Genomic DNA, 26,895 nt, shown 5'->3' on the forward strand with positions numbered 1-26,895 from the left:
CTCCTATGCGCTGCGGTAGCGGACCTCGAAGGTGAGCACACCCTCGTCGGTACGCCACGGGCCGTGCGGCATTCCCGGTGGGCGGCAGGCGTACTCACCGGCCGAGAACGTCTGGTCCAGGGTCAGGTCGACGAACGAACCCTCGAGGATGTAGACCTCCTCCCAGAAGTCGTGTTTTTGCACGCCCATCGGGCTGGAGTCGGCGCCCGCCTCGTAGCGGAGGATGCGGGTGGCGACGTTGCCGTCCGGGTCGCGCGACAGGATGCGTTCGGTGATCTTGGGATCGCCGCCGGGACACACGGTGTATTCCACATCGGTGACCGGGAAGAACTCGTATTCGGGTTTGGCCATGATGGCTCCTCTCAGGCGTTTTCGAGCTTGTAGGACTGCAGGAAGCCTGCAACGTCCTCGAGCGCGTCGTCGTAGGCGTAGTTGCGGTAGGTGTAGGCACCTTTCACGACGAAAGGCGCTCCGGCGTAGAACATCTCGTACTGCTGGTGTCGGCCGGCGAACTCGGAACCGACGATGTCCCAGGCCAGCTTGAACAGCTTGATCCGCTCTTCGGACGGCACTCCCGGCGACTGCACATAGTGCTGGATGTCCTTGGCGGTCAACGAGCTCGTGAGGTCGTGCACGCTCGAGGGCAGCTGCAGCACCCCACCGCCGACCAGGTCGCGGAGGATGGCGAGCACGCGCGGATAGGTCTCCGACTGCAGACCCATCGACCCGTAGAGCGCCTGCCGACCCGGCAGCCATTGCCCGGAGGCGTCCGGTTCCGCCGTGTATTCCGCCGCCAGCACCGCGGATTCGACGCCGGACACGACGGCGGCGAGTTCGCCGAGCTTCTCCTGGACGCTGGGGATCTTGTCCACGCCGTTCACCTGGGTCACCCGGCGCGCCACGCCGGCGATGAATTTCAGCTTGGTGGCGAAGCGGATCTGCGCCTGCCAGTTGCCGAAGACGTGTGCTCCGGTCTCGAAGAACTGGCGGCGCACGCCGACGATGTCGCGGTCGACGAACACCCGATCCCAGGGCACCAGCACGTCGTCGAACACCACCAGGGCGTCCGGCTCGTCGTACCGTGAGGTCAGCGGGTAGTCGAAGCTGCTGGTCGCGGCGGGCGCATAGGGACGGCGGCAGTACAGCTTCAGGCCCTCGGTCGCCACCGGGACCACGAACGAGACGGCGAAGTCACTGTCGTCCGGGCCGAGCGGTTTGATGCACGAGACGAACACCTCGTCGGCGATGGCGGCGCCGGTGGCGAGCATCTGCGACCCGCGCACGATGATCCCCTCATCGGTCTCGCGCACGACACCGGCCTGGAGGAACTCGCCCTCCCAGCCCGACGCCGTGGTCGCCCGCGAGACCTGCGGCGGAATGATCGCATAGGAGACATACAGATTCTCCTCCAGCAACCGACGATGGAATGCCGTCACGTTCGCCGACAGGTCGCGGCCCTCGCCGGTGAACACCTCGGGATGGGCGGCGAAGGATGCGAGGAAGGTTCCGACGTGGTCGGGGCTGCGTCCGACCCACCCATGGGTGTGCCGGGCCCACGTCTGGATGGCTTCGCGACGGAGTCTGAGTTCCTCACGACTGCGGGGGATTCCGAAGGTGCGGTTGGCAGGGGCACCGGTCTCCGGCGCGGTGTACTGCATCCCGCGCTCGGGATCGGCGGCCAGATCGAACATCTCGGCGATGGTCGCCGCGACCGGCGCGAACGCCGGGTGGGTGGTGACGTCGTCGACCTTCTGCCCGTCGACGAGCACCACGCGTCCGTCGTTCAGGGAGGCCAGGTAGTCGGTTCCGGTACGCATCATCATCGTCCTTCCGGATCTGAGGTGTAGGAGTGGGTGAGGACGGTCCCGTCCGGCAGGGTGAGTTCGAGATCCCAGCGGGTGCCGTAGACGAAGGTGCCGTCGAGGAGGGGCAGCGTGCCCGCGAAACAAAGCAGGTCGGTGCCGTCGTCGCCCTCGCGCTCGCCGAGGATGCCGAGCAGGTTCTGCGGCGTCCGCAGTCCCGCCAGCGAGCCGTCTTGATAGAGGTGACCGTCGACCCAGCTCCGGGCATGGCATGCGTCCCAGTCGAACTCGTCCCAGGACGTGATCTCGGCGATCTGCGAACCGATGGGCTTGGGGCAAGCGCGTTTCGAGTCACCGATGTCCACGGTCTCGAGTTTTCGGTCGGTGTGGTCGGAGCCGATCCCGAGGTACCAGCGCCCTTTCCGGCGCAGCAGCACCGGCTCCACCTCGCCCGAGGTCTCGCGACCGTAGACCTCCGTGACCTCGTCGGTGGTGACGCTGCCGGGCTCGACGGGATAGAACATGGGGACCTCGGGCGGCGGGGCCACCCCGATCGCCGCGAGCTCGTCGATGTGGTGTCGCACTGCGGCTTCGTCGCGACCGGTGTACCCCGCGACGAGTGTGCGGAGGGTGTCGAAGTCGATCTGCTCGGCGGTGCCGGCGATCGAGAAGCTGAGCACCCGGGTGTCGGTGCCGGTCATGAGTGGACCTTTCTACGGGACAGAACGGAGTAGTCGGGCAGCCGATCGCCGAGAACCGGGAACTCCGACCGCACGGCGGAGACGAGTGCGGGGTCGATCTCGGCGAGGGTGACCCCTTCATCCGAACCAGCTTCTGCGACAATCGATCCCCACGGGTCGACGATGCGGCTGTGACCCGCGAGTTCGACCCCCGCGTGGGTACCGGCGGCGTTGCACGCGATGACGAACACCTGGTTGTCGACGGCGCGTGCGGAGGTCAGCAACCGCCAGTGCTCCCGACGCGCCATCGGCCAGGCTGCCGGTACGATCACCAATTGCGCTCCGGCGAGGCCGATCTCGGACCAGAGCCCGGGAAATCGGAGGTCGTAACAGGTGGTCGCGGCGACCGGGCCGAAGGCTGTGTCCACGGCGTGGACCTGCTCGCCCGGTTCCAGCAGCCGAGCCTCCTGCGACTGATATCCGAACACGTGCACCTTGCTGTAGTGGTGCACGACGGTACCGTCCGGCCCGAGCAGTACGGCGGTGTTGCGCAGGCGGTTCGAACCACGATCCTCGACGATGCTGCCCGCGTGGACGAGACAGCTCCGTCGACGCGCGATGGCAGCCATGGTCGACACCGTGGGCCCGTACAGGTCCTCGGCCGAGCCCGGATAGTCGTCGAAGTGGTTGTAACCGACCCGCCACAGCTCCGGCAGGACGATGAGGTCGATGTCGTCGGGCAGGCCGTCGACGAGCGTGCGCACGCGGTCGAGACGATGTGCGGCGGTCTCGTCGTCGGGACTGGCCACCTGGACCAGTGCGATCTTCATGAAGGTCTCCTCGGTACAGATCTAGAGATGGGAGTGGCGCAGGGAGTCGTGCGTGGTCCGAAGGTGCTCGCGCACACTGCGAACCGCCGCGTCGACGTCTCCTGCCCGGATGGCGTCCGCGATCGCCCGGTGCTCGACCAGCACCTGCTTCTTGCGGTGCTCGTCGTTCATGACGATGCGGACACCCATGCGCATCTGGCGATCGCGCAGTGAGTTGTAGAAGTCACCCATGAGGCTGTTGCCGGCCGCTCGGATGATCGTCGTGTGGAATTCGAGGTCGTGCGCGATGAAGTCGACGGGGTCCTGGTCGTCTTCCTGCTGTCGCAACAGGAGCGCCAGCTTGTCCGGGACGAGTCCCGGCCGCGGTGCCACCTCGTGCACCGACCACTCCTCGACGACACGTCGCGCCTGCATGACCTCGTCGACATCGCGATCCGACAGCGCCGGGATGTAGGCCCCTTTGTGTGGAACGCGGCGGATGAAACCCTCCGCCTCGAGCCGCATCAGGGCCTCGCGGACCGGGGTGCGCGAGATTCCCGACGACGCCGCGACCTGAGCCTCGGACAGAAACATCTCCTCGTCACGCGGGAGCGTGATGATGGTCTGCTTCAGCCATTCGTAGGCGAGTTCGGGCGCGGTTGTCGTGCCGGAGCGCGATGTCGACATGATGTGGTCTCCTCTCAGAGCGTCACCGAGCAACGGCGGTGGACGGCTGCTGCTTTGTGTCGGTCGTGGTCGTTTCGTCTGCGGCGGTGCGATCTTCGTCGGGTTCGTGATCGAGCCCCGCGTCGTCCCTCGTGGTGCCGACCGTCGCCAGGTCGACCGACTGTGTCTCGCGGGCGATGATGGCGGCGATCAGCGAGATGACGCCCATGACTGCGAGGTACGCGCCGATGGCGTAGCCGGTGTCGAACCAGTTGTAGAGCGCGATCGCGATGATCGGGGCCAGCGAACCGGCGAGCACCGAGGCCAGGTTGTAGGCCAGGGAGACGCCCGAATAGCGGACCTCGGTCGGGAACAGCTCGGAGAAGAACGCCCCGATCACCGCACTGTAGGCCGCGAAGATCAGCAGACCGACGGAGACGGCGACGATGATCGCCAGGGTGTTCTTGGTGTCGAGCAGCCCGAAGAAGACGAAGGCCCACACAATGGTCGCCAGGGAGGCCGAGATGTAGATGGGGCGCCTGCCGATCCGGTCGGCCAGGATGGCGAACAACGGAATCGTCACCAGGGCCACCACCATTCCGATCATCACGGCGTTGAGCCCGGTCGATCGGTCCAGGTCGAGGATCTGGGTCAGATAGGTGATGACGAACAGCGAGAAGATGTAGAAGCCGGCGTTCTCACCGAAACGGGTGAACGCTGCCAGCAGGATCTGACGCCAGTACCCACGTACGGCGGCCCCCAGGGGCATGCGGCGGGTCTCCGACTTCGCCTTCTGCTGCGACTTCTCGAAGAGCGGGGTCTCGGCGACGTAGAGGCGAAGCACGAGCCCGACGATCACCATCACGGCCGATAGCGCGAAGGCGATCCGCCAGCCCCAGGACAGGAACGCTTCCTCCGACATCACCCCGGACAGGATCGCGAGCGCACCGGCGGCCATGAGATTTCCCAGTGGCGGACCGAGATTGGGCCAGGACGACCAGAACGCCCGGCGTGTCGAGTCACCGTGCTCGCTGACCAGGAGCACTGCACCACCCCATTCACCGCCGAGCGCGAACCCTTGGACCAGGCGCAGGAAGACCAGCAGCAGCGGCGCGCCGACACCGATGGCGGCGTAGGACGGCAGGAACGCGATCAGGAAGGTCGAGACACCCATGAGCATGAGGCTCGCGATGAGGGTGGCGCGCCGGCCTTTGACGTCGCCATAGTGGCCGAGCACCGCCGCGCCCAGCGGTCGGGCGATGAAGCCCACAGCGTAGGTGGCGAAGGCCAGCATGGTGCCGACGAGCGGGTCGTCGGCGGGGAAGAAGACCTCGTTGAACACCAGCGCGGCGGCGGTGCCGTAGAGGAAGAAGTCGTACCACTCCACGGCGGTTCCGGCGAGGCTGGAACCGGCGATCACCGGAAGGCTGGTGTGGGATCTACGACTGCTAGATTTCGTGGTGGCAGTTGCCATATGTCGACTCCTCAGTCGAATCGTCGTTGCGTGACGACTGCGCGACCGGCGCCTACCTGCCAGTAGGCGAACGTCCGGACGTGCAGGTGGAGCTGTCCGGCTCGGTGGTTGTTGCTGCAACCACCGAGCCACCCCGAGACCATTGATCACCGTGTGAAGCGGACCACATCAAGGCCGTACACCAGTTGTATACGACCCGTACACGATCGGGCAAGGGGCGTAAACGAATTGTCACGGAAGGCAACCTGGCGGTAACGGGGCCGCGGCGAATGTCCAGGCCGCTCGTCGTTTCGGGGGCGTATGCGGGCCGATACGGTCGGTTCGAGACGCACCGGGACATATCCTGATCCGATGAACAGCCTCGTCACCGTGGTCGTCGTCGACGACCACCCGTTCTTCCGCGACGGTGTGTCCCGGGGCCTGACGGCCAGTGGCCGGGTGCGGGTCGTCGGCGAGGCGGGCGATGGCGCCGCGGGTCTCGAGCTGATCCGACGCGAGAACCCCGATGTCGCGGTCGTCGACCATCAGATGCCGCTCATGACCGGCGTCGAGGTCGCGCATGCGGTGTCGCGGGACGGGCTGGCGACGAGGGTGTTGCTGCTGTCGGCGGTCACCGACGGCCCGATCGTCTTCCGGGCGCTGCAGGAGGGTGCGTCCGGTTATCTGTCCAAGGATGCCGATCGCGACGACATCGTCGGCGCGGTGACCCGGGTGGCGCGAGGCGAGACCGTGGTGCCACCCGAGCTCGCGGCCGGACTGGCCGGCGAGATCCGGGCGCAGACCCAGCGTGATGCGCCGGCGCTGAGCGAGCGGGAACGACAGGTGCTCACGGGTTTCGCTCGTGGACAATCGATCCCGCAGGTGGCCGCCGAGCTCTACATCGGTGCGTCGACGGTCAAGACCCACACCCAGCGTCTGTACGAGAAGCTGGGGGTGTCCGACCGCGCGGCCGCGGTCGCCGAAGCGATGCGCCGTGGCCTCCTCGAGTAGCGCGGACCCCGCGAGTCGGGGGTCGGACGCGGGCAACAGCGACAGGATCGCCGGGGCCACACGCTATCTGGGTCTCGACGAATTCGCCGACGAGCCGCGGATTCACGACATCCTGATCGATCACGCGATCCGCGGGATCCGCATTCAGGTGGTCCTGCGGTTGTTCCTGTCGTTGTTCGTGTTGCTGACCGTCAGTCTCGATCCACCCGCGCACGCCGAGACGTTCAGCGTCGTGACCGCAATCCTGTACGCGGCCTGGTGCATCGGTGGGGCGATCGTCGTCGTCCGACACGAGGCGGCGATGATCCGCTACTCGTGGATCGCGTTGCCCATCGACCTCCTGCTGCTCACGGCGCTCGCCGTGGCGGCGAGCCGGTCCAACGAATTGAGTTGGACCACCGACGTTCTCCTCAGCGGTTTCGTCCTCGTGCCGATGATCGCGGCGATCGCACTGCAACCCAGGACATGCGCCGTGGTCGTGATCGTCACGACCGCGGTGTACGCGGTCTCGTCCGCGTTGGCTCGCACCTCGAATGGCGAACCGTGGTCGGTGATCGTGCTGCGCGTCCTCGTCGTCGCGGCGCTCGCCGTGGGCGCGATCCTGTTGTCCCGCTTACAACGATCCCGGGTGACGACGATCGGGGCGCTCGCCGCCGAACGCGCCCGCCTGCTCGATGCAACGATGGAGATCGAGGAGCGCGAACGACGCGACCTCGCCGACAACCTGCACGACGGGGCCCTGCAGTACGTGCTGGCCGCGCGTCAGGAACTCGCCACACTGCGCGATTCCGCCGACCCCGTGACCCTCGACCGCGTCGACGGTGCACTGCGCGACGCCGCCCAGCTCCTGCGTTCGACGCTGAGCGAGTTGCACCCGGCGGTACTCGAACAGGCCGGGCTGTCGGTCGCCCTGACCGACCTCGCCTCGTCGTTCGGCAGCCGCGCCGGCACCCCGGCGGTCGCCGTCGACACCGCAGGCTGGCCGCCGGAACTGCGGACCTCTGCCGATTCGCTGCTGTTCGCCACCGCCCGCGAGTTGCTGACGAACGTGATCAAGCACGCGTCCGCGACGTCAGTCGATGTCACTGCCGAGTTCGACGATGGACGAGCGCGTCTCGTCGTCGTAGACGACGGCACCGGACTGCCGGCCGACATCGACGTCGACGAGCTGATGCGTCGGCGACAGGCCAACGGCCACATCGGACTTGCCTCACGACGCGTGCGTATCGAGGGCAGCGGCGGCACGTTGTCGCTGTCGAAGCATCCGGGCGGTGGAACCGTCGCGGTCGTCGAGGTACCGGCCCGCGGAGTGTGACGCGCGGAGCGCACATCCCGAATCGGTGTCCCCCGATCGGTGGATGCAGCGTTCACCCCCACCATCACCCGGTCAGCGGAAACCACCACACCCACATCCCGAGGAAAGTCAGTGGTGTCACCACAACAACCCCCACACCACCGGGAGCACACCATGAAGACCACCACCCGCATCGCCACCGCCACCCTCGGACTCGCCGCCGCAACAGGCATCGCCCTCGGCGCCGCCGGAGCAGCCCACGCCGGCACCCTCCCCATCACCCGCCCCGGCGAACCCACCGTCGCCATGACCATCACCAACCACACCGACAAGCCCGAATACCTCCAAGGCGCCAACGCCGACGGCGGCCAATGGGTCAACGCACCCCAACACATCCTCTACCCCGGCGCCACCGAAACCATCACCGCCACCGCACCCTTCACCAACCACCTCGACGTCAACGCCATCTACCGCATCGGCGCCTTCGGCCCCACCGCCAACTACCAACTCACCAACCACCCCCACAACGTCAACACCGCCATGAGCACCATCTGGGGACCCCACGCCCAGAACTACTGGATGAACAACCACATCGACACCGGATACCCCCAGATCAACGTCGGCTTCGACCAGTGGTGAGAAATCCGAGAGGAGGATGAGGGGATCGGTTCGGGGGTGGTGCTCCCGCCCCCGAACCCCGCCCCTTTCACCATAAGTCAGGGACCGGGGCTTGCGGCAAGACCCCGGTGGCCGGGCACAATCGCTCGACGACCGACGACTGGGAGGGCAATCGATGCCAGACATGGCGGACACACCGGAACGTTTCCGGGTGCACGAGTCCGGGGACTATTTCCACGGCACCAAGGCAGATCTCCGCGTCGGCGACTTCCTGAGACCGGGTCACCGGTCGAACTACCGGCCCGAGCACATCTCGAACTTCGTCTACATGACCAAGGTGCTCGACGGCGCCGTGCTCGCGGCCGAGATGGCCGTGGGTGACGGTCCACCCCGGGTCTACGTCGTGGAACCGCAGGACGACGTGCACGACGACCCGAACGTCACCGACAAGAAGTTCCCCGGCAACCCGACCCACTCCTACCGGAGCGCCCGGCCGGTCCGGGTCGTCGGCGAGATGACCGATTGGGAGGGTCATTCACCGGAGTACCTCGAGCGGTTCCGCGCGGGGCTCGAGGAACTCAAGAAGCGTGGCGACGCGGTGCTCTACGACTGAAGCGCCTCACCCGATCCACCGATCCCGTCCTCAGGACGCGAGAGTGTCGCCAGTCGACGTCGGCTCCGACCAGTGGTGAGGTCGGAGTCCCTCGGGTGAGCGGATGACACCCGCTCACCTCCGGTGGGAAGTAACGGGCCCGCGACCGATCGCCGGTCGCGGGCCCGCCTGCTGCAGTGTCGAACTCACGGATCAGGGAAAGATGTTCTCCAGCGATCCGAATGCTCCGCCGGCACCTGATGCGGCGAAGTTGGTGGTGCAGCCGTTGAACGAGACGTTGTCGACGTTGACCTTGCCGGTCTTCTCGTTGGGCTGGCTCGAGATCCCGTAGTGGTCCACCACCGTGGTGTGACCCTCGGTGTTGGCCGCCTTCACCAGATCGTCCAACGTGGCGTTGGTGCCCTTGTCGATGTCACCGAGGTCGCGCGTGGCCCACCACTGATCGGAGCCGGCGGCGTCCTGCTTCCCCGCGCCCGCCGGAGCGGTCCAGACGAGCGTGGCAAATCCGTTGCCCTGTCCGGTGTTCGCCCCGGTCACGCGGATCTGCCAGTTCGCCTGACCGTCGGACTTCTCGAAACTGAGCGGTTTGGTCGCGGCGTCGGCCAACTCGAGCTGTCCGGCACTGTGGTACGAGGCCTGGCGCGGTGTCTGCTCGGAGGTCACGAACTCGAGCGACCCGTCCTGGTCGACGACGGTGGTGGCGGTCACCTTGCCCGCCTGGCCCTGCTCGTCGCCGAAGGTGTTGCCCCACCCCGCTGGGTTCGCGGGTGTCGAGGTCCTGGCGCAGTTCGCCTCGGATACCGGGGCTGCGGTGGCCACCGCGGGAGCGATCAGAGCCGCGACCCCGAGGGCCGCGCCAGCTGTGGTCACACGGATGAGATTTTTTCGCACTGGTTCTTTCCTCCTTTGTCATTCGGTCCATCGATCTCCCGCAAGCTAACAAAGAGATTTATCGGATACCAGCGCGATTGACGGGAATTGAATGAGGAACACCTTTACACAGCGAACCTGACCAGCACGCACATCGCACAGTGAACTATGCCGTATGTGCTTTTCTTGATCCGGAACTCCCGACCATCTGCCTATTCCGCACTGCCCTCTGACCGTGCTTCGGATCCCGTTGACTGTGCACCGTATTTCGTTGACCGTGCGCCCAATCCCGTTGACTGTGCAGCGGATTTCGTTGACCGTGCGTCGGAATCCCGTTGACTGGACTCAGGGGTCAGAGCGTTGTCGCGATCCCGCCGTCGACCGGGATCACGGTGCCGGTGAGATAACAACCGGCACGGCTGGCGAGGAACACCACCGTCCCGATCATGTCGTCGGCTCGACCGATACGCCCCAGCGGCGAAGCCGCGGCGACCTCGTCCCCCAGCTCGGCCAGGATCGGCGCCATCATCTTGGACTCGAACGGCCCTGGCGCAATGGCATTCACGGTGACGTGGCGCGGGCCGAGGTCCCGTGCGAGATGCCGCGTCAGCTGGTGGACGGCCGCCTTGCTCGACGAGTAGGAGTACGACGCGGTGCGCGGCACCCGGATCCCGTCGACGCTCCCGATCATGATGACCCGCGACGGGTTGTCAGCCGTTGCGGTACCGGTCAGCAACGGCAGCAGCGTCTGCGTGAGCACGAACGGCGTCTGCACGTTGAGCTTCAGCACCCGGTCCCAGGCCGAGTCCGGAAACTCCTCGAGCGGCGCGCCCCAGGTCGCACCGGCGTTGTTCACCAGGACGTCGAGGGTGTCGGTCTCCGACGCCACCTGCTCCGCGAGCGCGCGCGCACCCTCGGCGGTCGACAGATTCGCTTGCAGCGCAGTGAGTCCCGCAGCGCGCGCGTCGGCGAGCGCGTCATCGTTGCGGCCCGTGATCAGCACCCGGGCCCCACGGTCGTGCAGGCCGTGAGCGATCATCGCCCCGATACCCGACGTGCCACCGGTGACCAGCACCGTCTTGCCACTCACATCGAACAGGTCAGAAGTCATCGTCGTCGGTACCTCGGTGCTCGTTTCTCCAGGAAGGCGGCGGTCGCCTCGCCCCGATCTTCGGTCATCGCCGTGATCATCTGCTGCCGGTTCTCGAATTCCACGGTGGCACTGAAGGAATCGGACTCCACCGCGGCCCACATCCCGACCTTGGTGAGCTCCACCGACAGCGGCGGATTGGCCAGGATCGCTTGGGCCGTCGAGTGTGCCCGATCAAGCAATTCCCCGGGCTCGGCCAGATCGACCAGCAATCCGTACCGCTCCGCCTCGACGGCCGTGAACTTGCGTCCCGTCAGCATCAGTTCGTGCGCCCGGCCCGTCCCCACGAGGCGCGGGAGCAACCAGGACACGCCGATGTCGCAGGCGGAGAACCCGGCCCGGATGAACCCGACCGCGTACACGCTCGTCGTGGACCCGATGCGGATGTCGCTCGCGCACACCAGGGCCAGACCACCGCCGGCGGCGGGCCCGTTGACCGCGGCGATCACCGGCTGGCGCAGCCCGTGCAACCGGCGTGCGAGACCGGCGATGTCCTGCTGGCGCTCGAACATCGGGATCACCCCACCGCGGTCGGTGACGGAATCGTCGTCGCCGTAGCCGTTCAGGTCGAGGCCGGCGCAGAACGCGCGGCCCGCCCCGGTCAGGATCACGACCCGGCACCCGGGATCCTCGTCGACGGCATCGAGGGCACCGGTCAGTTCCCGAACCAGGTCGACGTTCAAGGTGTTCAGCGCGTCCGGGCGGTTGAGGGTGAGCGTCGTGATCTCACCGTCGCGCTCGATGAGGACCGCCGGCATCAGAACGGCTCCCGATCACCGGGGCACTGCATGTGTTCCATGACCTGTTGGTACCACCGCCGGGTTCCGATCCGTGGCATCTCCGCGCGGGCCGTCGTCGAAACGACCCGGAAGCCACCCCAGGGAAGTCGACCGACGACCTATCGTCCCCGGCGGCCTCTCCTGGGGCGGTTCTCAGCGCGAGGGCAGAGTCGTCACCGATACCCGGCCGCACGAAGGGCAGCCATCAGGTCCGAGCGGGATCCGGCGTCGAGCCTGCGTCGGATCCGGGCGACGTGGTGTTCGACGGTCTTCGCCGAGATGTACAGTCGCTCACCGATCTCCCGGTAGGTGAAGCCCTGGAGTAGTTCGTGGGCGACCTCCGCCTCGCGTTCGGTGAGCGGTCCACCGATCGGCGGGGTGCGACGCCGTTCCTCATCGGCCGAGCGGGCGGTGTCCAGGAGGCCGGCCGCGGTCGATGGATCATCGGCGCGCAGCGCGGCCATCCCTGCCAACCGATCTGCCTCCCAGTGCAATCCGACACTCCGCAACGCGTCGACCGCCGCCGTGACCTCAACCGCGGTGGCGGCGACAGCCTCGGAGTCATCGGGTGTCAGCGACACCCAGACGCGGGCGGCGACGGCGAGCGAGCGGGCCGTCCGGTTCTCCGCCGCTGCGAGGTCGAGACGAGCCAACCGGTGCGCCATGGCGGTGTCGTCATGCGCGGTGGCCGCTGCCTGCACGCCGGCGAAGTCCCAGAACTGTGTCCATGCCGGGGGATCCTCCAGACGGGCGAGCAACCGGTCGGCGGTGTCCACGTGTCGATCGACCGCCGACAACTGGCCCACACTCGCTGCGGCGATCCAGAACTCGCCGAACGCCCGCAGCAGAAAGAGGTCCACCTCGGTGCCGGCGAGCAGCGACAACCCGTGCTGCCACGCCGCGGTCAGTGCAGCAGCGTCGCCTCGGCGTCGGGCGAGTCCGAGTCGAATCGCCTGCCATCGAAGACGTTCGGGCACAGGAACCGGATCATCCGACGGGATCAGGCGCGCCGTCATCTCGAGATCGCCGACGGCCAAGGCGATCTCGGCGTCGATCAGAGCGCGCCCGGACTCGGGGGCCACCGACCTGATCGTCTGTGCCCCGACGATGTCACCGTGATTCAGCGCCACCGCGGTGGCCGCCTGCAGAATCCGGCCCGCATACGGACCCCGGAACCCCGCACCCCCGGCCGAGAGCCCCCGGATCACGGCGTCGACCGCGTCGTCGCCGGTGGGCGCGTCGTCCGCATCGCCGAGGGTGGCCAGCAGCCCACGGGTCACCAGCGACCGTGCGGCCCTGCTTGCGACCGGCGCGCGGCCTCGATCCGCCGCGGCGATGGCGGTGACCGCCGCGCGATCACCGACGGCGAGCAGGGCCACCGCGGCCGGGAGCGATTGCACCCCGGACGAACTCGAGCCGACCCACCGGTGGAGGTCGGCGGCATGCGACGCCAGTCCGCGATGCGCGGCGACGGTGGCGGCGAGCTCCACCCACTCCGCGACCCCGGGGTCGGCCGGACCGGCCGTCTCCAACCGCTGATCGGCCGCGTCGCCCGCGCCATCGAGGTCACCGGACGCCAGTGCTCGTTGCGCCATCAGCAACCGGACGTCATCGCGTCCCGGCGCCACCCGGTCGGCGGCCCGGAGGAGGACCGCCGCCCGCGCCCCGGTGGCGTCGGTGGCGCCGGCCAGCAACGCGTCGACGATGCGTGGGTCGTCGACACCGGCCTCGGCGGCCAGCAGCGCGGTGTCCGGGGTGAGTTCGGCCGCGCGCAGTGCGGCGACGACGGATCTGTGGCGGAGCTCGCCGATCCGTCGGTCCCCCAGCACATCTCGCAACGGTCCGGCGGCGGCCGACACGAAGACGTCCGAGCCGCGCAACAGGCCGCAGCCCCGTGCCCGGTCGAGAGCCCCGGCCGCGGCAGCCCGGTCGACTCCGGCCGCGTCGGCCAGGCTGTCGGGGTCGAGGGGCGCCCGGACCGAGGCGAGGGCGAGCACGGCGAGCGTCAGCGGATCGAGCCCGCGCAACAATCGGTGATGCCAGTCGCGGGCCACCCGTTCGACGATCGCGATCACGTCGGGGGACGGTTCGTCGGCGGTGTTCCCGACGCCGAGTCCGGCGTTCCGGATCGCCTCGAGTGCGCTGTCGACGAGTACTGGGGCACCACCACAGCGTCGGCGGATCTGCGATGCCGTGGTCGGGTCGAGCGTCAGACCCGTGCGCGTCGCGCGGGTCAGGACGTCGGCGGTGCCCAGAGCCTCGAGTTCGAGGACGGCACCGTATGGCCGGGAGCGGTCCCGGAGCAGGCGGACGCTCGGGTCCAGTTCCCTCGGTTCGGTGGTGGCGATCAACCCGATCGTCCCGGCGTCGAGCATCCCCAGGGCGGTATCGATCACGGGCCCGGGCCACAAGTGCATGTCGTCGGCGAGGACGAACACCGGGCCGGTCTCGCTGCCCGTGGGCAGCCCGACACTCACCGGGAGACCCCGCTGTCGCAGTTGTTCCCGGACGCCGCCCAGCAGCGTCGACCGTCCGCTTCCCGGGGTTCCGACGACCACGGCGCACAGCGGATGGCCGCCCTGCGCGCGGTCGACGACGCCCGAGATCCACGACGAGATACGCGACGCAGCGGGTGACAGGTCGCCGATCATCGAGACCGGTGTCGTCGGCGTCATCGCACAGACCAGGGGTGGCCGGGAGTCACCGGGCTCAGCAGTCGACGCCGATGACGCCGGTGACGCCGCAGACGATCTGGCCGGTGCCGTCGAGGACCCGACCGGGAGCTTCCAGGACCCCGCCCGGGGTGACTCCGCCACCGCCGGAGCCGCCACCGGTGCCCGGATCGGGGACTTCCGGTTCTGGCTGGCTGGGCACCGACGGGGTGCCGGGTGCCGACGGGACCGACGGCGCCGCCGGAGCCGGTCCCGGCGCGGGTGCGGGTGCCGTCCGGCCAGGGGTGGTTCCGGGGGCGGGCGCTCCACCCGTCGGTGTGTTGGTCGCGGCGCGTCCGGGTGTGCCGGTTCCGGCGCCGGGAGCCCGGGTGCCCGCACCGGTCACCGGCGCGGCCGAGGTTCCCGGACGCGCACCCGCCACCGTGGTACCCGGACCGCCCCCGGGATTCTGGGACGAGGTCGCCGTCGTCGTCGCTGCTCCAGCGGGTGGGGGCGTGGACTCCCCGACCGAGCCGACGAGTCCGGTGCCGACGGAGAGTCCGGTTGCCGTCACGAGCGCCAGGGCGGCGGCGCCGAGCGTGATCAGCGTGCCGCGCTTACGTCGCGACAAGCGCGGGGCGGGTTCGGTCACCGGAGTGCTCGGCGCCGGGACGATCTCGCGGAGCGGGCGCTCGTCGGGCGAGGCCGAGACGACGGCAGTGGTGGAGGCGGCGGGCGCGATCGCCGACCGGTGGGCGGCGAGGGCGGCGCCGGCCATCAGTGCGCCACCGGCCGCCGAGGCGGACGCCGGGTCCGGGTCGCCGACGACCGGCAGACGCAGGGTCGAGGACAGCATCTCGGTGACGAGCGGGATCGCGGCACCGCCACCACCGAGGAGCATCGCGGTCGCACCGGCCGGATTCAACCCTGTCGCGGCCGCTCCGGAGGAGTCGAGGCCGACCGCCGAGGCCGTGAGCGCTTCACGAACCAGCGCAACCGATTCCAGAACCGGGGCGCGGAGCAGATCCTCGATGTCGTCCCGGACCAGCCGCGCCTCGGTGCGGACGTCTCCGACCCGCACGTCGACGACGGTGTCGGTGTCGACCGACAGACACTCCTTGGCCCGTCGACAGTCGCCACGCAGCCGGTTCACGTCGTCGAGGATCGCGCCGCTGCGCTGCGGGTCGGCAAGGCCCGAGTCGACCTCGGCGTCGGCACCGGTGACCCGGAGCGTGTGCGCCAGCACCAGGCGGTCGAACTCGTTGCCGCTCACCGTCTCCAGCCGCACCGGGCGGCCCACCGGAGCCGCGTCGGAGCCGGTGGTCAGGACGGAGACGGTGACGCCGGTCGCGCCGAGATCACAGACGACGACGGTGCCGTCGCCGAAGGCGCCCTCGGCATGCTCGGCCGCGGCCAGGGTGGCGCGCGATTCGGGAACCCAGGTGGTCGACTCCGCCGGCACCGCGTCGGGGTGGGCCGCGAGCGCTGTCCTGGCCTCGTCGACGGCCTGATCGGTCCAGTTGTCGGGAAACACGACACTCAGGTGCGCGTCGTCGAACCGTGACGAGTCCGTCCCGAGGTCGAGCCGGGCGAGCAGCGCTGTGACCGCGTCCGCGTAGATCTCGGCGGCCGCGATCGTGTGCCCGTGGTCGTCGAGCATCGGTACCGGGTCGCCGACCCGGGCGACGAAGTCGTCGGCATCCACCAGAGCGGAGGTCTCGACCGAGACCGCACCCTCCCAGGAATGTTCCGAGGCAGCTACCGCGACGCTGTTCGCGGTCCCGATCTTCACACCGATCCCGATGGCCATGACGGTCACTCCTGTTCGCACCTGCAGACGGTGGTCGGTGACGGTCCCTCATCTCGAGCACACCGTCGATGTCACGTGCCCCGGCCCCGGCGGTGCACGTCACCCAGTGTGTCGCGCACCGATGCCCAGGTGTTAGCCCTTGGGCGGAGATTAGGGGGAAAGTCCCGACACCCCTATACGTGGGATGCGACGAGCCCGGCCCCAGCCGAATCCCCGGGGGCGCCGGCCCACCCCCCTCCTCGACAGGACTGGGGATTTACCCCGATGTCGTCCGGCGCCGGAGTCCATACGGTCGAACTCGACACGGGATCGAACTCCGATCTCCCCGACGCAAGGAACGACGCCATGCCGAGCAACGCGGTACTCGACTTCATCCTCGGTCTGCTTCGCGACGAGGAATCCTTCAACGCCTACTGCGGCAACCCCCAGGCCGCGATCGATCGCGCCGGTCTCACCGGCGTCACCCCGGCCGATGTCTCCGCGGCAGCACCGCTGGTGGCGGATGCCGGCCTGGCCGCCGGGGCCGGCGGCGGACTCGGCGCGATCATCGGTGCCGGCGGCGGCGCCGTCGGTGGGGCCGTGGGCGGCGCAGTCGGCGGGGGTGTGATCGGCGGCGGTGGCGTCGGCCTGGGCGGTCTGAACCTCGGCGACATCAATCTCGGCGGCGGGAACGTCGCCCTGGGCGACGTGAACTTCGGCGGAATCGGTGGACTCGATCTGGGCGGCTTCGGCGTGGGCGGACTCGACCTCGGTGGAATCGATCTGGGTGGAATCGATCTGGGCGACATCGACTTCGGTGGTCTCCTCGGCGGCATCGGGCTGGGTGACATCGACCTCTCCGGTCTGTCGCTGGCCGATCTCGATCTCGGCGGCATCGCCTTCGGTGACCTCGACCTGGCCGGACAGCTGGCCGTTACACTCGGCGCGGCGCTGTCCGCCGGTGTGGGTGCCGGCGGCGCGGTCGCAGCGCAGTTCGGTGCGGCACTGGGTGCAGCGCTCGACACCGTCGTCGACGGTGGGATCGAGATCGCCGCAGGCATCGGGCCGGTCATCGCCGGGTCGCTGGCCGGCGCGATCGGTGCCGAAGGCGCGCTGGTCGCTCAACTCGGGGCTTCGCTCGATGCACTCCTCGCCGCCGGCGCAGACCTCGGACTCGGCCTCGGTGGCGGTCTCGCCGCGCAGCTGTCCGCCGCACTCGGTGCGGGCGGCGAGCTCGCCGGTTCCTTCGGTGCGACCCTGGGTGGTCTCCTCGGTGCGACGATCGGTGCGGGCGGCGCGCTCGGCGCCGACCTCGCGGCCGCACTCGGCGCCGGTCTCGGTGCGGGCGGTGCCATCTCGGCGGTCCTCACCGGTGCCCTCGGCCTGGGCGCCGAACTGTCCGGCGATCTGACCGCCGCCCTCACCTCCACTCTTGACGTCGCCGGCGACCTCTCCGCGACGCTGTCGGGTCTGCTGGACGCGCAGGCCATCGCCGAGCTGTCCGGCGAACTCGGCGCCACCCTCAGCGGCGCACTCAGCTCCACCCTGGCCGCGGGCGGTACGGCAGCCGCGTCGCTCGGCACCGCACTGGGCGTGGCCCTGACCTCGACGGCAGCCGCGACCGGTGGCCTGGTCCTGACCGGCGCCGCCGGTGCGAACGCCGTCCTCGGCGGCGCCCTGACCGCCGCACTCGGTGTCGGCGGCGGCGCTCAGGCCGGACTCGCCGCGGCACTCGAATCCGTCCTCGAAGCCGGCGGGATCGTCGACGTCGAGGCACTGCTCGAGGCAGGTGGCGATCTCGGTACCACTCTGGCCGGAGCCCTGTCCGCCGGCCTCGAGGTCGGCGGTGAGGCCGCAGCCGGTCTCGGCGCGGCCCTGGGCGGCACGCTCGCCGCGGCACTCGAAGGTGGTCTCGCAGCCGACCTCACCGCCGGACTCGGTGGCGCACTCGACGCCGGACTCGGTCTCGGTGGCGCACTCGAAGCCGGGGTCGGCGGGGCACTCGACGCGGGTCTGGGCCTCGGTGCCGGACTGGGCGCCGGTCTCGGGGGCGCTGTCGAAGGCGCCCTCGGCGGCGGGCTCGGGGTCGTGGGCGGGCTCGGCACCGAACTCGGCGCCGCGCTCAACGGACTGCTGTCGGCCGGCGCCGGACTCGACACCGCGCTGAGCACCGTGCTCACCGGCGTCCTGGGTGCCGCCGCGGGCGCCGATCTGGGAGCCGCGCTGGGTGGCGCCCTGGAACTGGGCGGCGTCCTCGGTGCCGACCTCACGGGTCTGCTCGAGGGCGGCCTGGCCACCGATCTCGCCGCGCAACTGGGTGCGATCGTCGGCGGCGGCGGTGACCTCGCAGCCGGACTCGGCGCCACCCTGGGCGGCGTGCTGGGCGCGACCACCGGCATCGAGGGCATCCTCGACGCCGCGGCCGGTGCCGGACTGAACCTCGGCGAACTGCTCGCTGCGGACCTCGGCGGCGCACTCGGCGTCGACGGCGCACTGATCGCCCAGCTCGGCGGCGCGCTGGACGCCGCACTCGACGCCGGCGCAGGACTCGGCCTGGTCACCGAGACCGCGGCCGACCTCGGCGGAACCCTCGAGACCGTGCTGGCTGCCGGCGGCGATGTCGGCGCCGACCTGGGCGCATCCCTCGGCGCTGTCCTCGGGACCGCGCTGAGTGGCGAGCTCGGCGGTTCGCTGGCCGGCCAGCTGGCAGGCGGAGCCGAACTCCCCGCGGCCCTCAGCACCGTACTCAGCACCGCGCTCGACGTGGACCTGTCGGCCACCGACGGCCTCGTTGCCACCCTCGACTCCACCCTGGAGGCGACAGGTGGTCTCGGCGGGGCGCTGACCGGCGAACTCGAGGCGATCATCAACCCGAGCCTCATCCTCTCCCCCGAGGGCACCATCACCGTCGGCGGACCGATCCTGGTCACCGAGGGGCTCGGCGGCACGGTCGTCGACGGCCTCACCGGCAACCTGGGCGCCGGCACACTGGCCGGCCTGGGCACCGTGGCCGAGACCGGCACGGACCTGGTGGCCGGAGTGGACAGCACCCTGCAGGGCGGCCTCGGCGGCACCCTGGAGACCGGACTCGCCGGGCTGGGCGCCGGGAGCGGAGCGAGCGGGCTCGATTCGATCGGCGACGCCGCACTGGGGGCCACCGCCGGTCCGGTGCTCGGCGGCGCGCTGGGTCTCGACACCGGCACCGGCCTCGGCGGCGGCCTGGGTGGAGACCTGGGTCTGGGCGGGGACCTGGGCCTGGGTGGCGCGCTCGACACCGAGCTGCCCGCGGATGTCACTGCCGACCTGACCACCGCGATCTCCGGCGCCGCCGGCGGTGCGGCAGACGTGGCCGGCGCGACCGCGGGCTCGCTCGAAACCGGGATCGGCGGCACCCTCGACACGACTGTCGGCGGAACCCTCGACACGACGACGGACGTCGTCGGTGGCGTGACCGGCGGACTGACCGGTGGCGCGGTCGCCGGTGGCGGCGTCGGAGCAGGGGGCGAGGCCGACAGCGGTCTGGACCTGGGTGGCGCGGCCGACACCGGAGCCGGACTCGGCGGCGCACTCGACACGACCGTCGGCGGCGTGGCCGACACGACCGCCGGCCTCACCGGCGGATTGACCGGGGGCCTCACCGGCGGCCTGACCGGTGGCCTCGGTGGCGACACAGACACCGGGATCGGCGTCGACACCCCGGACGCCGGACCCGAGGCCGACTGACCCATCCAGGTCGGCAACCCGCCCCGGGACCGTTCACCGATCCAGCAACCCTGGACGTGGGCAGGTCCCGGGGCGGTCCTCGTCCGATGCCGACCGGACACGCCGACTCACCGCTACCGTGAGGACACCATGACCACTCCACCCGCCGAACCACCTCGGGTCGGCCGGCACGCCGCCGACCGGGACGCACCCGAACCCGACCCGGTCCCGGCACCGCCGACCCCGACACCGCGGACGCCGACACCACCGACCCCGACACCACCGGCCGCGGTCACGCCGGCGCGATCAGCCCCCGCCGCAACGACCCAGTCGCCCAGCACCATCGGCGAATTGCTGTCGACGATGTCGGACGTGGCCCGGGAGGCCGGTCGCAACGATCTCGTCAGCCGACTCGACGGCGCACGCACCCGGATCACCGACCCCCGGCTGCGGATCGTCGTGGTGGGTCAGCTGAAGCAGGGCAAGAGCTCTTTCGTCAACGCGCTGCTCAACCTCGACGTGTGCTCGGTCGGCGACGACGAGACGACCGCGGTGCCGACCGTCATCTCGCACGCCACGCAACCGTCGGCCCATCTGATCGTCGACGGCCCGGCCACCGACAACCGCATCCCGGTGCCGATGGAGGCGATCGCCGGCATCACCCCCGACTCCCCGCTCGCCGGCGGCCGCGAAGTTCTGCGTCTCGAGATCGAGGCGCCCGGCCCGTTGCTCGCCGACGGCCTCGTCCTCGTCGACACCCCCGGCGTCGGCGGTCACGGACATCCCTATGCCGCAGCGACATTGGGTATGGTCGCAGCGGCCGACGCAGTGCTCGTCATATCCGATGCCAGCCAGGAGTTCACCGCACCGGAGATGGCGTTCCTCCAACAGGTGGCCGGTCTGTGCCCGACGCTGGCGTGCCTGGTCACGAAGACCGACCTGTATCCGCACTGGCGGGCCATCGTCGACGCCGACCGGTCGCATCTGCAGACCGCGGGCCTCGACATCCCGCTGCTGCCGGTGTCGTCGGTACTCCGTTCCCACGCACTGCGTCTCGGTGACGAGAAACTGAACGCGGAGGCCGGGTTCCTCGATCTGTACCGCTACCTGCGCGAGCGCGTGGTGGCCACCGCGCGACAGGCGACGCGAGCCACCGTCGCCACCGATCTACGAGTCGTCAGTGAGCATCTCGCGCTCACCCTGGGCAGCGAACTCGCCGCCCTGCGCGACCCCGAGACCGCCGGCCGCGCCGTCGGGGCGCTCCGGGAAGCCAAGTCCGACGCCGAGGCCATGCGCCGACAGTCCGCGCAATGGCAGCAGACGCTGGCCGATGGGATCGCCGATCTCGCCGCCGACATCGACCACGACCTGCGGGACCGTCTGCGCGCGGTGACCCGGGAGGCCGAGCGGGCGATCGACGAGGGCGACCCGGGGGTCGACTGGGAGCAGTTGAGCGAGTGGTTGGCCGACCAGACCGCGGCGGTGATCGGCGACAACTTCGTCTGGGCGCACGAGCGTTCGGTGTGGCTCGCCGAACGGGTCGCCGACCACTTCGCGGCCGCCGGTCAGAACTCGCTCCCCGACATCGACGTCGCGGATCTCACCGGCGTTCTCGACTCGGTTGCCGAGCTCGCCGAACTCGACAGCGGCCGAGTCGGTGTCGCCCAGAAGCTGCTGATCGGGATGCGCGGCTCCTACGGCGGCGTGCTGATGTTCGGCCTCATCTCGACGATGGTCGGCATGGCTCTCATCAACCCGGTGTCCGTCGGCGCCGGACTGTTGCTGGGTACCAAGGCGTATCGGGATGACAAGGAGGCCAAGGTCCTCGAGCGTCGCGCGAAGGCGAAGGTCGCCGTACGCGCCTTCACCGACGACGTCAGCTTCCAGGTCGGCAAGGAGTCCCGCGACCGGCTACGGGTGATCCAGCGAGTTCTCCGTGACCACTTCACCTCGGTCGCCGAACAGACCGCGCGCTCGATCTCGGAATCCCTCAGTGCTGCACAGTCCGCCGCGACCCTCGCAGACTCGGAACGATCCGGACGGGTTGCCGAACTCGAATCGCGGCTCCATGCGGTCGCCGCCCTGCGCAGAGCGGCCGACCATCTCGATCCCGACGACACCGCCGCGGAGCTTCCTCACCGATGACCGACATCGCCCGTGTCCGCGGGCTTCTCGAGGCCACCCGCGCCGCGCTCGCCGACGACCCGCATGCACAGGCCGAGCTCGACGTGTGCGCCCACCGGTTGTATCAGCCGGTGCGGATCGCGCTGGCCGGTTCGCTCAAGGCAGGCAAGTCGACGCTGCTCAATGCCCTTGTCGGGCAAGACATCGCCCCTACCGACGCCACCGAGTGCACACGCGTGGTCACCTGGTACCGCAACGGACGGTCCCCGTCGGTCACCGCGCACGTCGACGACGGCCGCGCAGTCGGCATCCCGGTCACCCGCATCGACGGCCGGTTGGGCTTCGACTTCGGGCGCCTGACCGCCGACCGAGTCGACCGCCTGGACGTCGAATGGCCTGCGCGGGCGCTGCAGTCGACGACCATCGTCGACACCCCGGGCACGGCCTCGCTCTCGACGGAGCTGTCCGCGTCCACACTCGCGCTCCTCACCCCCGACGACGGCCTGTCCGGCGTCGACGCCGTCGTCTACCTGCTGCGTTCCCTGACCGCCACCGACACGACGATGCTGCGCCGCATCGGTTCGGCCATCGGCGGATCGTCGGGTCCCCTGGGCGTGATCGGTGTGGTCTCCCGCGCCGACGAGCTCGGCGCCGGCCGGATGGACGCGATGATCTCGGCACATCAGATCGCCGGGCGGTTCGCCGGCGAACTCGAACGCACCGGGCTCTGTCAGGCGGTCGTGCCGGTCGCGGGACTCCTGGCGCTCGCCGCCCGGACGATGCGGGAGGTCGAGTTCCGCGCGCTGGCAGAGCTGGCCGCGACCCCGGGTCCCGATCTCGAGGCGGCACTGCTCACCATGGACCGGTTCTCGCGCCCCGACATCCTGCCTGCCATCCCGGCCGATCTGCGCCGTTCGCTGGCCGAACGCTTCGGCGCCTTCGGCATCCGCATGGCGGTCACGCTCATCCGGTTCGGCGCCACCTCGTCGTCGGCGCTGGCCGCCGAACTCGTCGAGCGCAGCGGGCTCTCGGAATTGAGTGCCATCATCGACACCCAGTTCGGCCAGCGCGCCGACCAGCTCAAATCCCATTCCGCACTGGTGACGATGGATCACCTTCTCGCCGCCTCACCGTCGGCGGGAGCGCGCGACGTCCGGGCCTCGGTCCGTCGCGAGCTCGCGGACGTGCACGGCTTCCGTGAACTGCGTCTGCTCGGCACCATCCGGGCCGGCGGCGTCGATCTTCCCCCGGATCAGGCGGCCGAGATCACCCGACTCATCGGCGGATCGGGCATCGATCCCGCGGTCCGCCTCGGGCTGCCACCGACCGCGGACCTGTATGCGTTGCGCGACGCGGCCATCGAGGCCGCGCGTGTCTGGCGGGCGCGTGCCGGCCATCCGCTCCTCGGTCCGGCGTCGGCGTCGGCATGTCAGGTCGCGGTACGCAGCGCCGAGGGCATCGTCGCGCAACTCGACGCGGTGGTCCGGACCGGCGACATCGAGGGCTTCAGCGCAGGGAGGCCGTGACCGACCGGGTGTAGGCGATCCCGGTGGCGATGACCGCAACGAGGGCGGCGGCCGCCGGAAGCCACTGTGCGACAACCGGCATGCCGATATCGGCCAGGGCGGTCGCGGACGGACCGACGGTGAGATGGAACGCCACGGCGCCGGCGACAGCCGCCGCGGCACCGATCGTCAGGATGGTGCGACCGGACCGTCGGCTGTCCCAGAGTCGGGCTGATCCCCACAGACCCAGGACCACCACGACCACGGCGATGACCGCACCGACCATCAGTGAGATGTCCACGGCACGTGCGGCGTCGGTTCCGCTCTCCGGGTGGGCCCGCACGAGATCGGCGGCCAGGGTGGACCGAATGTCGTTGAGGGACAGGAGTGTCAGTCCCGCGGTCAGCACGACGAGGGCGACCGACGCCAGCCAGCCGAGGATCACGTACCGGACGGCCGCGGCACGTCCGGTCGGCCGTTGCGGGCGCATCGGCGTGACGGCGACGCGCGGGCGGGGCGGTGGGGAGCCGTCGGCGTTCGACATCCCTCGATGGTAGTTGCCCCGACGACTCCCACCCGTCGAACTCGGCGCATCCTCGGATCATCGTTCTCGAATCCACCACCCACCGCTGGTTGAGCCGGCACCGAGCGAAGCGAGGAGCCGAGTCGAAGCCACCACCACCCACCGCATGTCCCCCGATCGGTGGATGCAGCGTTCACCCCCACCATCACCCGGTCAGCGGAAACCACCACACCCACATCCCGAGGAAAGTCAGTGGTGTCACCACAACAACCCCCACACCACACCGGGAGCACACCATGAAGACCACCACCCGCATCGCCACCGCCACCCTCGGACTCGCCGCCGCAACCGGCATCGCCCTCGGCGCCGCCGGAGCCGCCCACGCCGGCACCCTCCCCATCACCCGACCCGGCGAACCCACCGTCGCCATGACCATCACCAACCACACCGACAAGCCCGAATACCTCCAAGGCGCCAACGCCGACGGCGGCCAATGGGTCAACGCACCCCAACACATCCTCTACCCCGGCGCCACCGAAACCATCACCGCCACCGCACCCTTCACCAACCACCTCGACGTCAACGCCATCTACCGCATCGGCGCCTTCGGCCCCACCGCCAACTACCAACTCACCAACCACCCCCACAACGTCAACACCGCCATGAGCACCATCTGGGGACCCCACGCCCAGAACTACTGGATGAACAACCACATCGACACCGGATACCCCCAGGTCAACGTCGGCTTCGACCAGTGGTGAACCAGCCCGGACAGACACAGAATGCGTCGTCCGTATCGGATTTCGATACGGACGACGCATTCTGTGTGGGGTCGAGCTCAGGGGCCGGCGGTGGCTCCTGTCAGCGGCGGCGACGCCTCCAGGATCTCGTTCTCCTCGTCGGTGAAAGTCCTTGCGCGTGAGAGGAACCGGACGCCTTCCGGTGCCTCGAGACTGAATCCGGCGCCGCGACCCTTCACGACGTCGAGGATCAGCTGGGTGTGCTTCCACAGCTCGAACTGGTCACCGTTGATCCAGACCCGTACAGCCGGAATGGGTTCGGGGAGTTCGATCTCGCCGACCAGCACATCCCGCTGGCCCACTCGATACTCCCCGACCGGGTAACACATCGGGGCCGAGCCGTCACAGCACCCACCGGACTGGTGGATCATGAGGCCGCCGTGCAGCTCCGACAACTTGGTCAGGAGCTGCACGGCGGAGTCTGTGGCGACCACGCGATCAGGAACACTCTGCTCGGCGGTCATCGTCAATCACCTCTCATCTGCTCCCTGAGGTGCGAGGAGCGCTAGCGACGAGCCTCGAAGGGTCAGAAGAAACCCTTGGCGCTCTGAGCGTAACCGACCAGGAGGTTCTTGGTCTGCTGGTAGTGCTCGAGCATCATGAGGTGGTTCTCGCGACCGATACCGGACTGCTTGTACCCGCCGAAGGCGGCGTGCGCCGGGTAGTCGTGGTAGGTGTTCGTCCACACCCGGCCGGCCTGGATCTCGCGGCCCGCCCGGTAGGCGGTCGCACCGTCACGGCTCCACACGCCGGCGCCGAGCCCGTAGAGCGTGTCGTTGGCGATGTGCATGGCGTCGGCGAAGTCCTTGAAGGTGGTGACCGCGAGGACCGGGCCGAAGATCTCTTCCTGGAAGATGCGCATCTTGTTGTTGCCCTGGAAGACAGTCGGTTTGATGTAGAAGCCCCCGGCCAGGTCGCCGTCGAGTTCGGCTGCCTCTCCGCCGATCAGCACCTCGGCGCCCTCGTCCTTGCCGATGGCGAGGTAGGAGGAGATCTTCTCGAACTGATCGTTGGAGGCCTGCGCGCCCATCATCGTGTCGGTGTCGAGGGGGTTGCCCTGCTTGATCTTTCCGACGCGGTCGACGGCCTTGGCGATGAACTCGTCGTAGATGTCCTGCTGGATGAGCGCGCGGCTGGGGCAGGTGCACACCTCGCCCTGGTTGAGCGCGAACATCGAGAAGCCTTCCAGCGCACGGTCGAGGAACCCGTCGTCGGCGGACATCACGTCGTTGAAGAAGATGTTCGGGCTCTTGCCGCCCAGCTCGAGGGTGACCGGGATCAGGTTCTCCGAGGCGTACTGCATGATGAGCCGGCCGGTGGTGGTCTCACCGGTGAACGCGATCTTGCGGATACGGTTGCTCGACGCGAGCGGCTTGCCCGCCTCGACGCCGAACCCGTTGACCACGTTGAGGACTCCGGCGGGGAGCAGGTCGCTGATGAGGCTGACCAGGTACAGGATCGACGCGGGTGTCTGCTCGGCGGGCTTGAGCACGACCGCGTTGCCGGCGGCGAGCGCGGGCGCCAGCTTCCACACCGCCATCAGGATCGGGAAGTTCCAGGGGATGATCTGGCCGACGACGCCGAGCGGCTCGTGGAAGTGGTAGGCGACGGTGTCCTCGTCGACCTCGGAGATCGAGCCCTCCTGGGCGCGGAGGGCGCCGGCGAAGTAGCGGAAGTGGTCGATGGCCAGCGGGATGTCGGCGGCCATGGTCTCGCGGACGGCCTTGCCGTTGTCCCAGGTCTCGGCGACGGCCAGCTTCTCGAGGTTCTCCTCCATGCGATCGGCGATGCGCAGCAGGGCCAGCGAGCGCTCGGCGACGGGGGTCTTGCCCCATCCGGGTGCGGCCTTGTGGGCGGCGTCGAGCGCCAGGTCGATGTCCTCGGCGGTCGAGCGTGCGACCTCGCAGAAGATCTTGCCGTCGACGGGCGACGGGTTCTCGAAGTACTGACCCTTCACCGGCGGGGTCCACTGTCCGCCGATCCAGTTGTCGTAGCGCGACTCGTAGCTCATCACCGAGCCATCGGCACCCGGCTTTGCGAAGACGGTCATGGTTGC

22 protein-coding genes are annotated in these 26,895 nt (G+C 69.3%); 8 read left to right on the forward strand and 14 right to left on the reverse strand.

The window, feature by feature from the left end; all coding sequences use genetic code 11:
- Window positions 1-3: 3 nt before the first annotated feature.
- Genes MHN80_RS19425 through MHN80_RS19450 form a run of 6 tightly spaced genes read right to left on the reverse strand, consistent with a single transcriptional unit; the run spans window position 4 to window position 5,431 of the window.
- Window positions 4-351: a cupin domain-containing protein gene (locus MHN80_RS19425; protein WP_064569928.1), complete on the reverse strand. Its 348-nt coding sequence runs from the start codon at window positions 349-351 to the stop codon at window positions 4-6.
- A gap of 11 nt (window positions 352-362) precedes the next feature.
- Window positions 363-1,817: a 4-hydroxyphenylacetate 3-hydroxylase family protein gene (locus MHN80_RS19430; RefSeq protein ID WP_239403072.1), complete on the reverse strand. Its 1,455-nt coding sequence runs from the start codon at window positions 1,815-1,817 to the stop codon at window positions 363-365.
- Window positions 1,818-1,819: 2 nt separating this feature from the next.
- On the reverse strand, window positions 1,820-2,503 hold the full coding sequence (locus tag MHN80_RS19435) for a DUF2848 family protein (RefSeq protein WP_239403073.1): 684 nt from the start codon (window positions 2,501-2,503) through the stop codon (window positions 1,820-1,822).
- Complete coding sequence (locus MHN80_RS19440) at window positions 2,500-3,312, reverse strand: carbon-nitrogen family hydrolase (RefSeq protein WP_239403074.1); 813 nt, start codon at window positions 3,310-3,312, stop codon at window positions 2,500-2,502. Before MHN80_RS19440 ends, MHN80_RS19435 begins: the two co-directional genes overlap by 4 nt.
- Window positions 3,313-3,333: 21 nt before the next feature.
- Window positions 3,334-3,978, reverse strand: coding sequence for a GntR family transcriptional regulator (locus MHN80_RS19445; protein ID WP_239403075.1), 645 nt, complete (start codon window positions 3,976-3,978; stop codon window positions 3,334-3,336).
- Window positions 3,979-4,000: 22 nt separating this feature from the next.
- Window positions 4,001-5,431 carry an MFS transporter gene (locus MHN80_RS19450; RefSeq protein WP_239403076.1) on the reverse strand — a complete coding sequence of 477 codons (1,431 nt, stop codon included), beginning with the start codon at window positions 5,429-5,431 and terminating at the stop codon, window positions 4,001-4,003.
- Between the two features lie 351 nt (window positions 5,432-5,782).
- On the opposite strand from MHN80_RS19450, the gene MHN80_RS19455 reads away from it, so the two are divergent.
- From MHN80_RS19455 to arr, 4 genes are all read left to right on the forward strand, one after another.
- Entirely contained in the window at window positions 5,783-6,421 is a 639-nt protein-coding gene (locus MHN80_RS19455; RefSeq protein ID WP_239403077.1) for a response regulator transcription factor, read from the forward strand.
- The gene (locus MHN80_RS19460) at window positions 6,405-7,736 is read left to right on the forward strand and encodes a sensor histidine kinase (protein WP_239403078.1); all 1,332 of its coding nucleotides are present in this window, start codon (window positions 6,405-6,407) and stop codon (window positions 7,734-7,736) included. Before MHN80_RS19455 ends, MHN80_RS19460 begins: the two co-directional genes overlap by 17 nt.
- A 153-nt stretch (window positions 7,737-7,889) precedes the next feature.
- The gene (locus MHN80_RS19465) at window positions 7,890-8,354 is read left to right on the forward strand and encodes a hypothetical protein (RefSeq protein ID WP_239403079.1); all 465 of its coding nucleotides are present in this window, start codon (window positions 7,890-7,892) and stop codon (window positions 8,352-8,354) included.
- Between the two features lie 163 nt (window positions 8,355-8,517).
- Window positions 8,518-8,946 carry an NAD(+)--rifampin ADP-ribosyltransferase gene (gene arr / locus MHN80_RS19470; RefSeq protein ID WP_239403212.1) on the forward strand — a complete coding sequence of 143 codons (429 nt, stop codon included), beginning with the start codon at window positions 8,518-8,520 and terminating at the stop codon, window positions 8,944-8,946.
- A gap of 192 nt (window positions 8,947-9,138) precedes the next feature.
- On the opposite strand, the gene MHN80_RS19475 is transcribed toward arr, so the two are convergent.
- From MHN80_RS19475 to MHN80_RS19495, 5 genes are all read right to left on the reverse strand, one after another.
- Entirely contained in the window at window positions 9,139-9,816 is a 678-nt protein-coding gene (locus MHN80_RS19475) for a hypothetical protein (protein WP_239403080.1), read from the reverse strand.
- Window positions 9,817-10,168: 352 nt separating this feature from the next.
- Complete coding sequence (locus MHN80_RS19480) at window positions 10,169-10,927, reverse strand: SDR family oxidoreductase (protein WP_064572087.1); 759 nt, start codon at window positions 10,925-10,927, stop codon at window positions 10,169-10,171.
- Window positions 10,924-11,724, reverse strand: a complete 801-nt coding sequence (locus MHN80_RS19485) for an enoyl-CoA hydratase/isomerase family protein (protein WP_239403081.1) — start codon at window positions 11,722-11,724, stop codon at window positions 10,924-10,926. The genes MHN80_RS19480 and MHN80_RS19485 overlap by 4 nt, the downstream gene beginning before the upstream one ends.
- Window positions 11,725-11,918: 194 nt before the next feature.
- Complete coding sequence (locus tag MHN80_RS19490) at window positions 11,919-14,420, reverse strand: helix-turn-helix transcriptional regulator (RefSeq protein WP_239403082.1); 2,502 nt, start codon at window positions 14,418-14,420, stop codon at window positions 11,919-11,921.
- 34 nt (window positions 14,421-14,454) lie between these two features.
- The gene (locus tag MHN80_RS19495; RefSeq protein WP_239403083.1) at window positions 14,455-16,206 is read right to left on the reverse strand and encodes an Hsp70 family protein; all 1,752 of its coding nucleotides are present in this window, start codon (window positions 16,204-16,206) and stop codon (window positions 14,455-14,457) included.
- A gap of 345 nt (window positions 16,207-16,551) precedes the next feature.
- Between MHN80_RS19495 and MHN80_RS19500 the strand changes: the two genes are divergently transcribed.
- The 3 genes from MHN80_RS19500 (at window position 16,552) to MHN80_RS19510 (ending at window position 23,537) form a co-directional block, all read left to right on the forward strand.
- Window positions 16,552-19,908 carry an IniB N-terminal domain-containing protein gene (locus MHN80_RS19500; RefSeq protein ID WP_239403084.1) on the forward strand — a complete coding sequence of 1,119 codons (3,357 nt, stop codon included), beginning with the start codon at window positions 16,552-16,554 and terminating at the stop codon, window positions 19,906-19,908.
- Window positions 19,909-20,037: 129 nt separating this feature from the next.
- On the forward strand, window positions 20,038-22,032 hold the full coding sequence (locus MHN80_RS19505; RefSeq protein WP_239403085.1) for a dynamin family protein: 1,995 nt from the start codon (window positions 20,038-20,040) through the stop codon (window positions 22,030-22,032).
- Window positions 22,029-23,537: a dynamin family protein gene (locus MHN80_RS19510; protein WP_239403086.1), complete on the forward strand. Its 1,509-nt coding sequence runs from the start codon at window positions 22,029-22,031 to the stop codon at window positions 23,535-23,537. The genes MHN80_RS19505 and MHN80_RS19510 overlap by 4 nt, the downstream gene beginning before the upstream one ends.
- Here the strand turns inward: MHN80_RS19510 and MHN80_RS19515 are convergent.
- Window positions 23,518-24,060 carry a hypothetical protein gene (locus MHN80_RS19515; protein WP_239403087.1) on the reverse strand — a complete coding sequence of 181 codons (543 nt, stop codon included), beginning with the start codon at window positions 24,058-24,060 and terminating at the stop codon, window positions 23,518-23,520. The two genes, MHN80_RS19510 and MHN80_RS19515, sit on opposite strands and share 20 nt — an antisense overlap.
- Before the next feature lie 275 nt (window positions 24,061-24,335).
- Between MHN80_RS19515 and MHN80_RS19520 the strand changes: the two genes are divergently transcribed.
- Window positions 24,336-24,800 carry a hypothetical protein gene (locus tag MHN80_RS19520; protein ID WP_004021497.1) on the forward strand — a complete coding sequence of 155 codons (465 nt, stop codon included), beginning with the start codon at window positions 24,336-24,338 and terminating at the stop codon, window positions 24,798-24,800.
- A 77-nt stretch (window positions 24,801-24,877) separates the two neighbouring features.
- On the opposite strand, the gene MHN80_RS19525 is transcribed toward MHN80_RS19520, so the two are convergent.
- Entirely contained in the window at window positions 24,878-25,303 is a 426-nt protein-coding gene (locus MHN80_RS19525) for a DUF779 domain-containing protein (protein WP_004021498.1), read from the reverse strand.
- 62 nt (window positions 25,304-25,365) lie between these two features.
- Complete coding sequence (locus MHN80_RS19530; RefSeq protein ID WP_004021499.1) at window positions 25,366-26,889, reverse strand: aldehyde dehydrogenase family protein; 1,524 nt, start codon at window positions 26,887-26,889, stop codon at window positions 25,366-25,368.
- Between the last annotated feature and the right edge of the window lie 6 nt (window positions 26,890-26,895).

Source organism: Gordonia sp. McavH-238-E, assembly GCF_022348225.1.
GTDB classification, from domain to species: domain Bacteria; phylum Actinomycetota; class Actinomycetes; order Mycobacteriales; family Mycobacteriaceae; genus Gordonia; species Gordonia terrae.

What these genes read in the sequence shown, in the direction of transcription:
- MHN80_RS19525 (WP_004021498.1), bottom strand. Translation starts at nt 25,303, where the DNA reads ATGACCGCCGAGCAGAGTGTTCCTGATCGCGTGGTCGCCACAGACTCC.
- MHN80_RS19500 (WP_239403084.1), top strand. Translation starts at nt 16,552, where the DNA reads ATGCCGAGCAACGCGGTACTCGACTTCATCCTCGGTCTGCTTCGCGAC.
- MHN80_RS19435 (WP_239403073.1), bottom strand. Translation starts at nt 2,503, where the DNA reads ATGACCGGCACCGACACCCGGGTGCTCAGCTTCTCGATCGCCGGCACC.
- MHN80_RS19495 (WP_239403083.1), bottom strand. Translation starts at nt 16,206, where the DNA reads ATGGCCATCGGGATCGGTGTGAAGATCGGGACCGCGAACAGCGTCGCG.
- MHN80_RS19430 (WP_239403072.1), bottom strand. Translation starts at nt 1,817, where the DNA reads ATGCGTACCGGAACCGACTACCTGGCCTCCCTGAACGACGGACGCGTG.
- MHN80_RS19455 (WP_239403077.1), top strand. Translation starts at nt 5,783, where the DNA reads ATGAACAGCCTCGTCACCGTGGTCGTCGTCGACGACCACCCGTTCTTC.
- MHN80_RS19440 (WP_239403074.1), bottom strand. Translation starts at nt 3,312, where the DNA reads ATGAAGATCGCACTGGTCCAGGTGGCCAGTCCCGACGACGAGACCGCC.
- MHN80_RS19510 (WP_239403086.1), top strand. Translation starts at nt 22,029, where the DNA reads ATGACCGACATCGCCCGTGTCCGCGGGCTTCTCGAGGCCACCCGCGCC.
- MHN80_RS19480 (WP_064572087.1), bottom strand. Translation starts at nt 10,927, where the DNA reads ATGACTTCTGACCTGTTCGATGTGAGTGGCAAGACGGTGCTGGTCACC.
- MHN80_RS19445 (WP_239403075.1), bottom strand. Translation starts at nt 3,978, where the DNA reads ATGTCGACATCGCGCTCCGGCACGACAACCGCGCCCGAACTCGCCTAC.
- MHN80_RS19485 (WP_239403081.1), bottom strand. Translation starts at nt 11,724, where the DNA reads ATGCCGGCGGTCCTCATCGAGCGCGACGGTGAGATCACGACGCTCACC.
- arr (WP_239403212.1), top strand. Translation starts at nt 8,518, where the DNA reads ATGGCGGACACACCGGAACGTTTCCGGGTGCACGAGTCCGGGGACTAT.
- MHN80_RS19520 (WP_004021497.1), top strand. Translation starts at nt 24,336, where the DNA reads ATGAAGACCACCACCCGCATCGCCACCGCCACCCTCGGACTCGCCGCC.
- MHN80_RS19425 (WP_064569928.1), bottom strand. Translation starts at nt 351, where the DNA reads ATGGCCAAACCCGAATACGAGTTCTTCCCGGTCACCGATGTGGAATAC.
- MHN80_RS19530 (WP_004021499.1), bottom strand. Translation starts at nt 26,889, where the DNA reads ATGACCGTCTTCGCAAAGCCGGGTGCCGATGGCTCGGTGATGAGCTAC.
- MHN80_RS19505 (WP_239403085.1), top strand. Translation starts at nt 20,038, where the DNA reads ATGACCACTCCACCCGCCGAACCACCTCGGGTCGGCCGGCACGCCGCC.
- MHN80_RS19490 (WP_239403082.1), bottom strand. Translation starts at nt 14,420, where the DNA reads ATGACGCCGACGACACCGGTCTCGATGATCGGCGACCTGTCACCCGCT.
- MHN80_RS19465 (WP_239403079.1), top strand. Translation starts at nt 7,890, where the DNA reads ATGAAGACCACCACCCGCATCGCCACCGCCACCCTCGGACTCGCCGCC.
- MHN80_RS19515 (WP_239403087.1), bottom strand. Translation starts at nt 24,060, where the DNA reads ATGTCGAACGCCGACGGCTCCCCACCGCCCCGCCCGCGCGTCGCCGTC.
- MHN80_RS19450 (WP_239403076.1), bottom strand. Translation starts at nt 5,431, where the DNA reads ATGGCAACTGCCACCACGAAATCTAGCAGTCGTAGATCCCACACCAGC.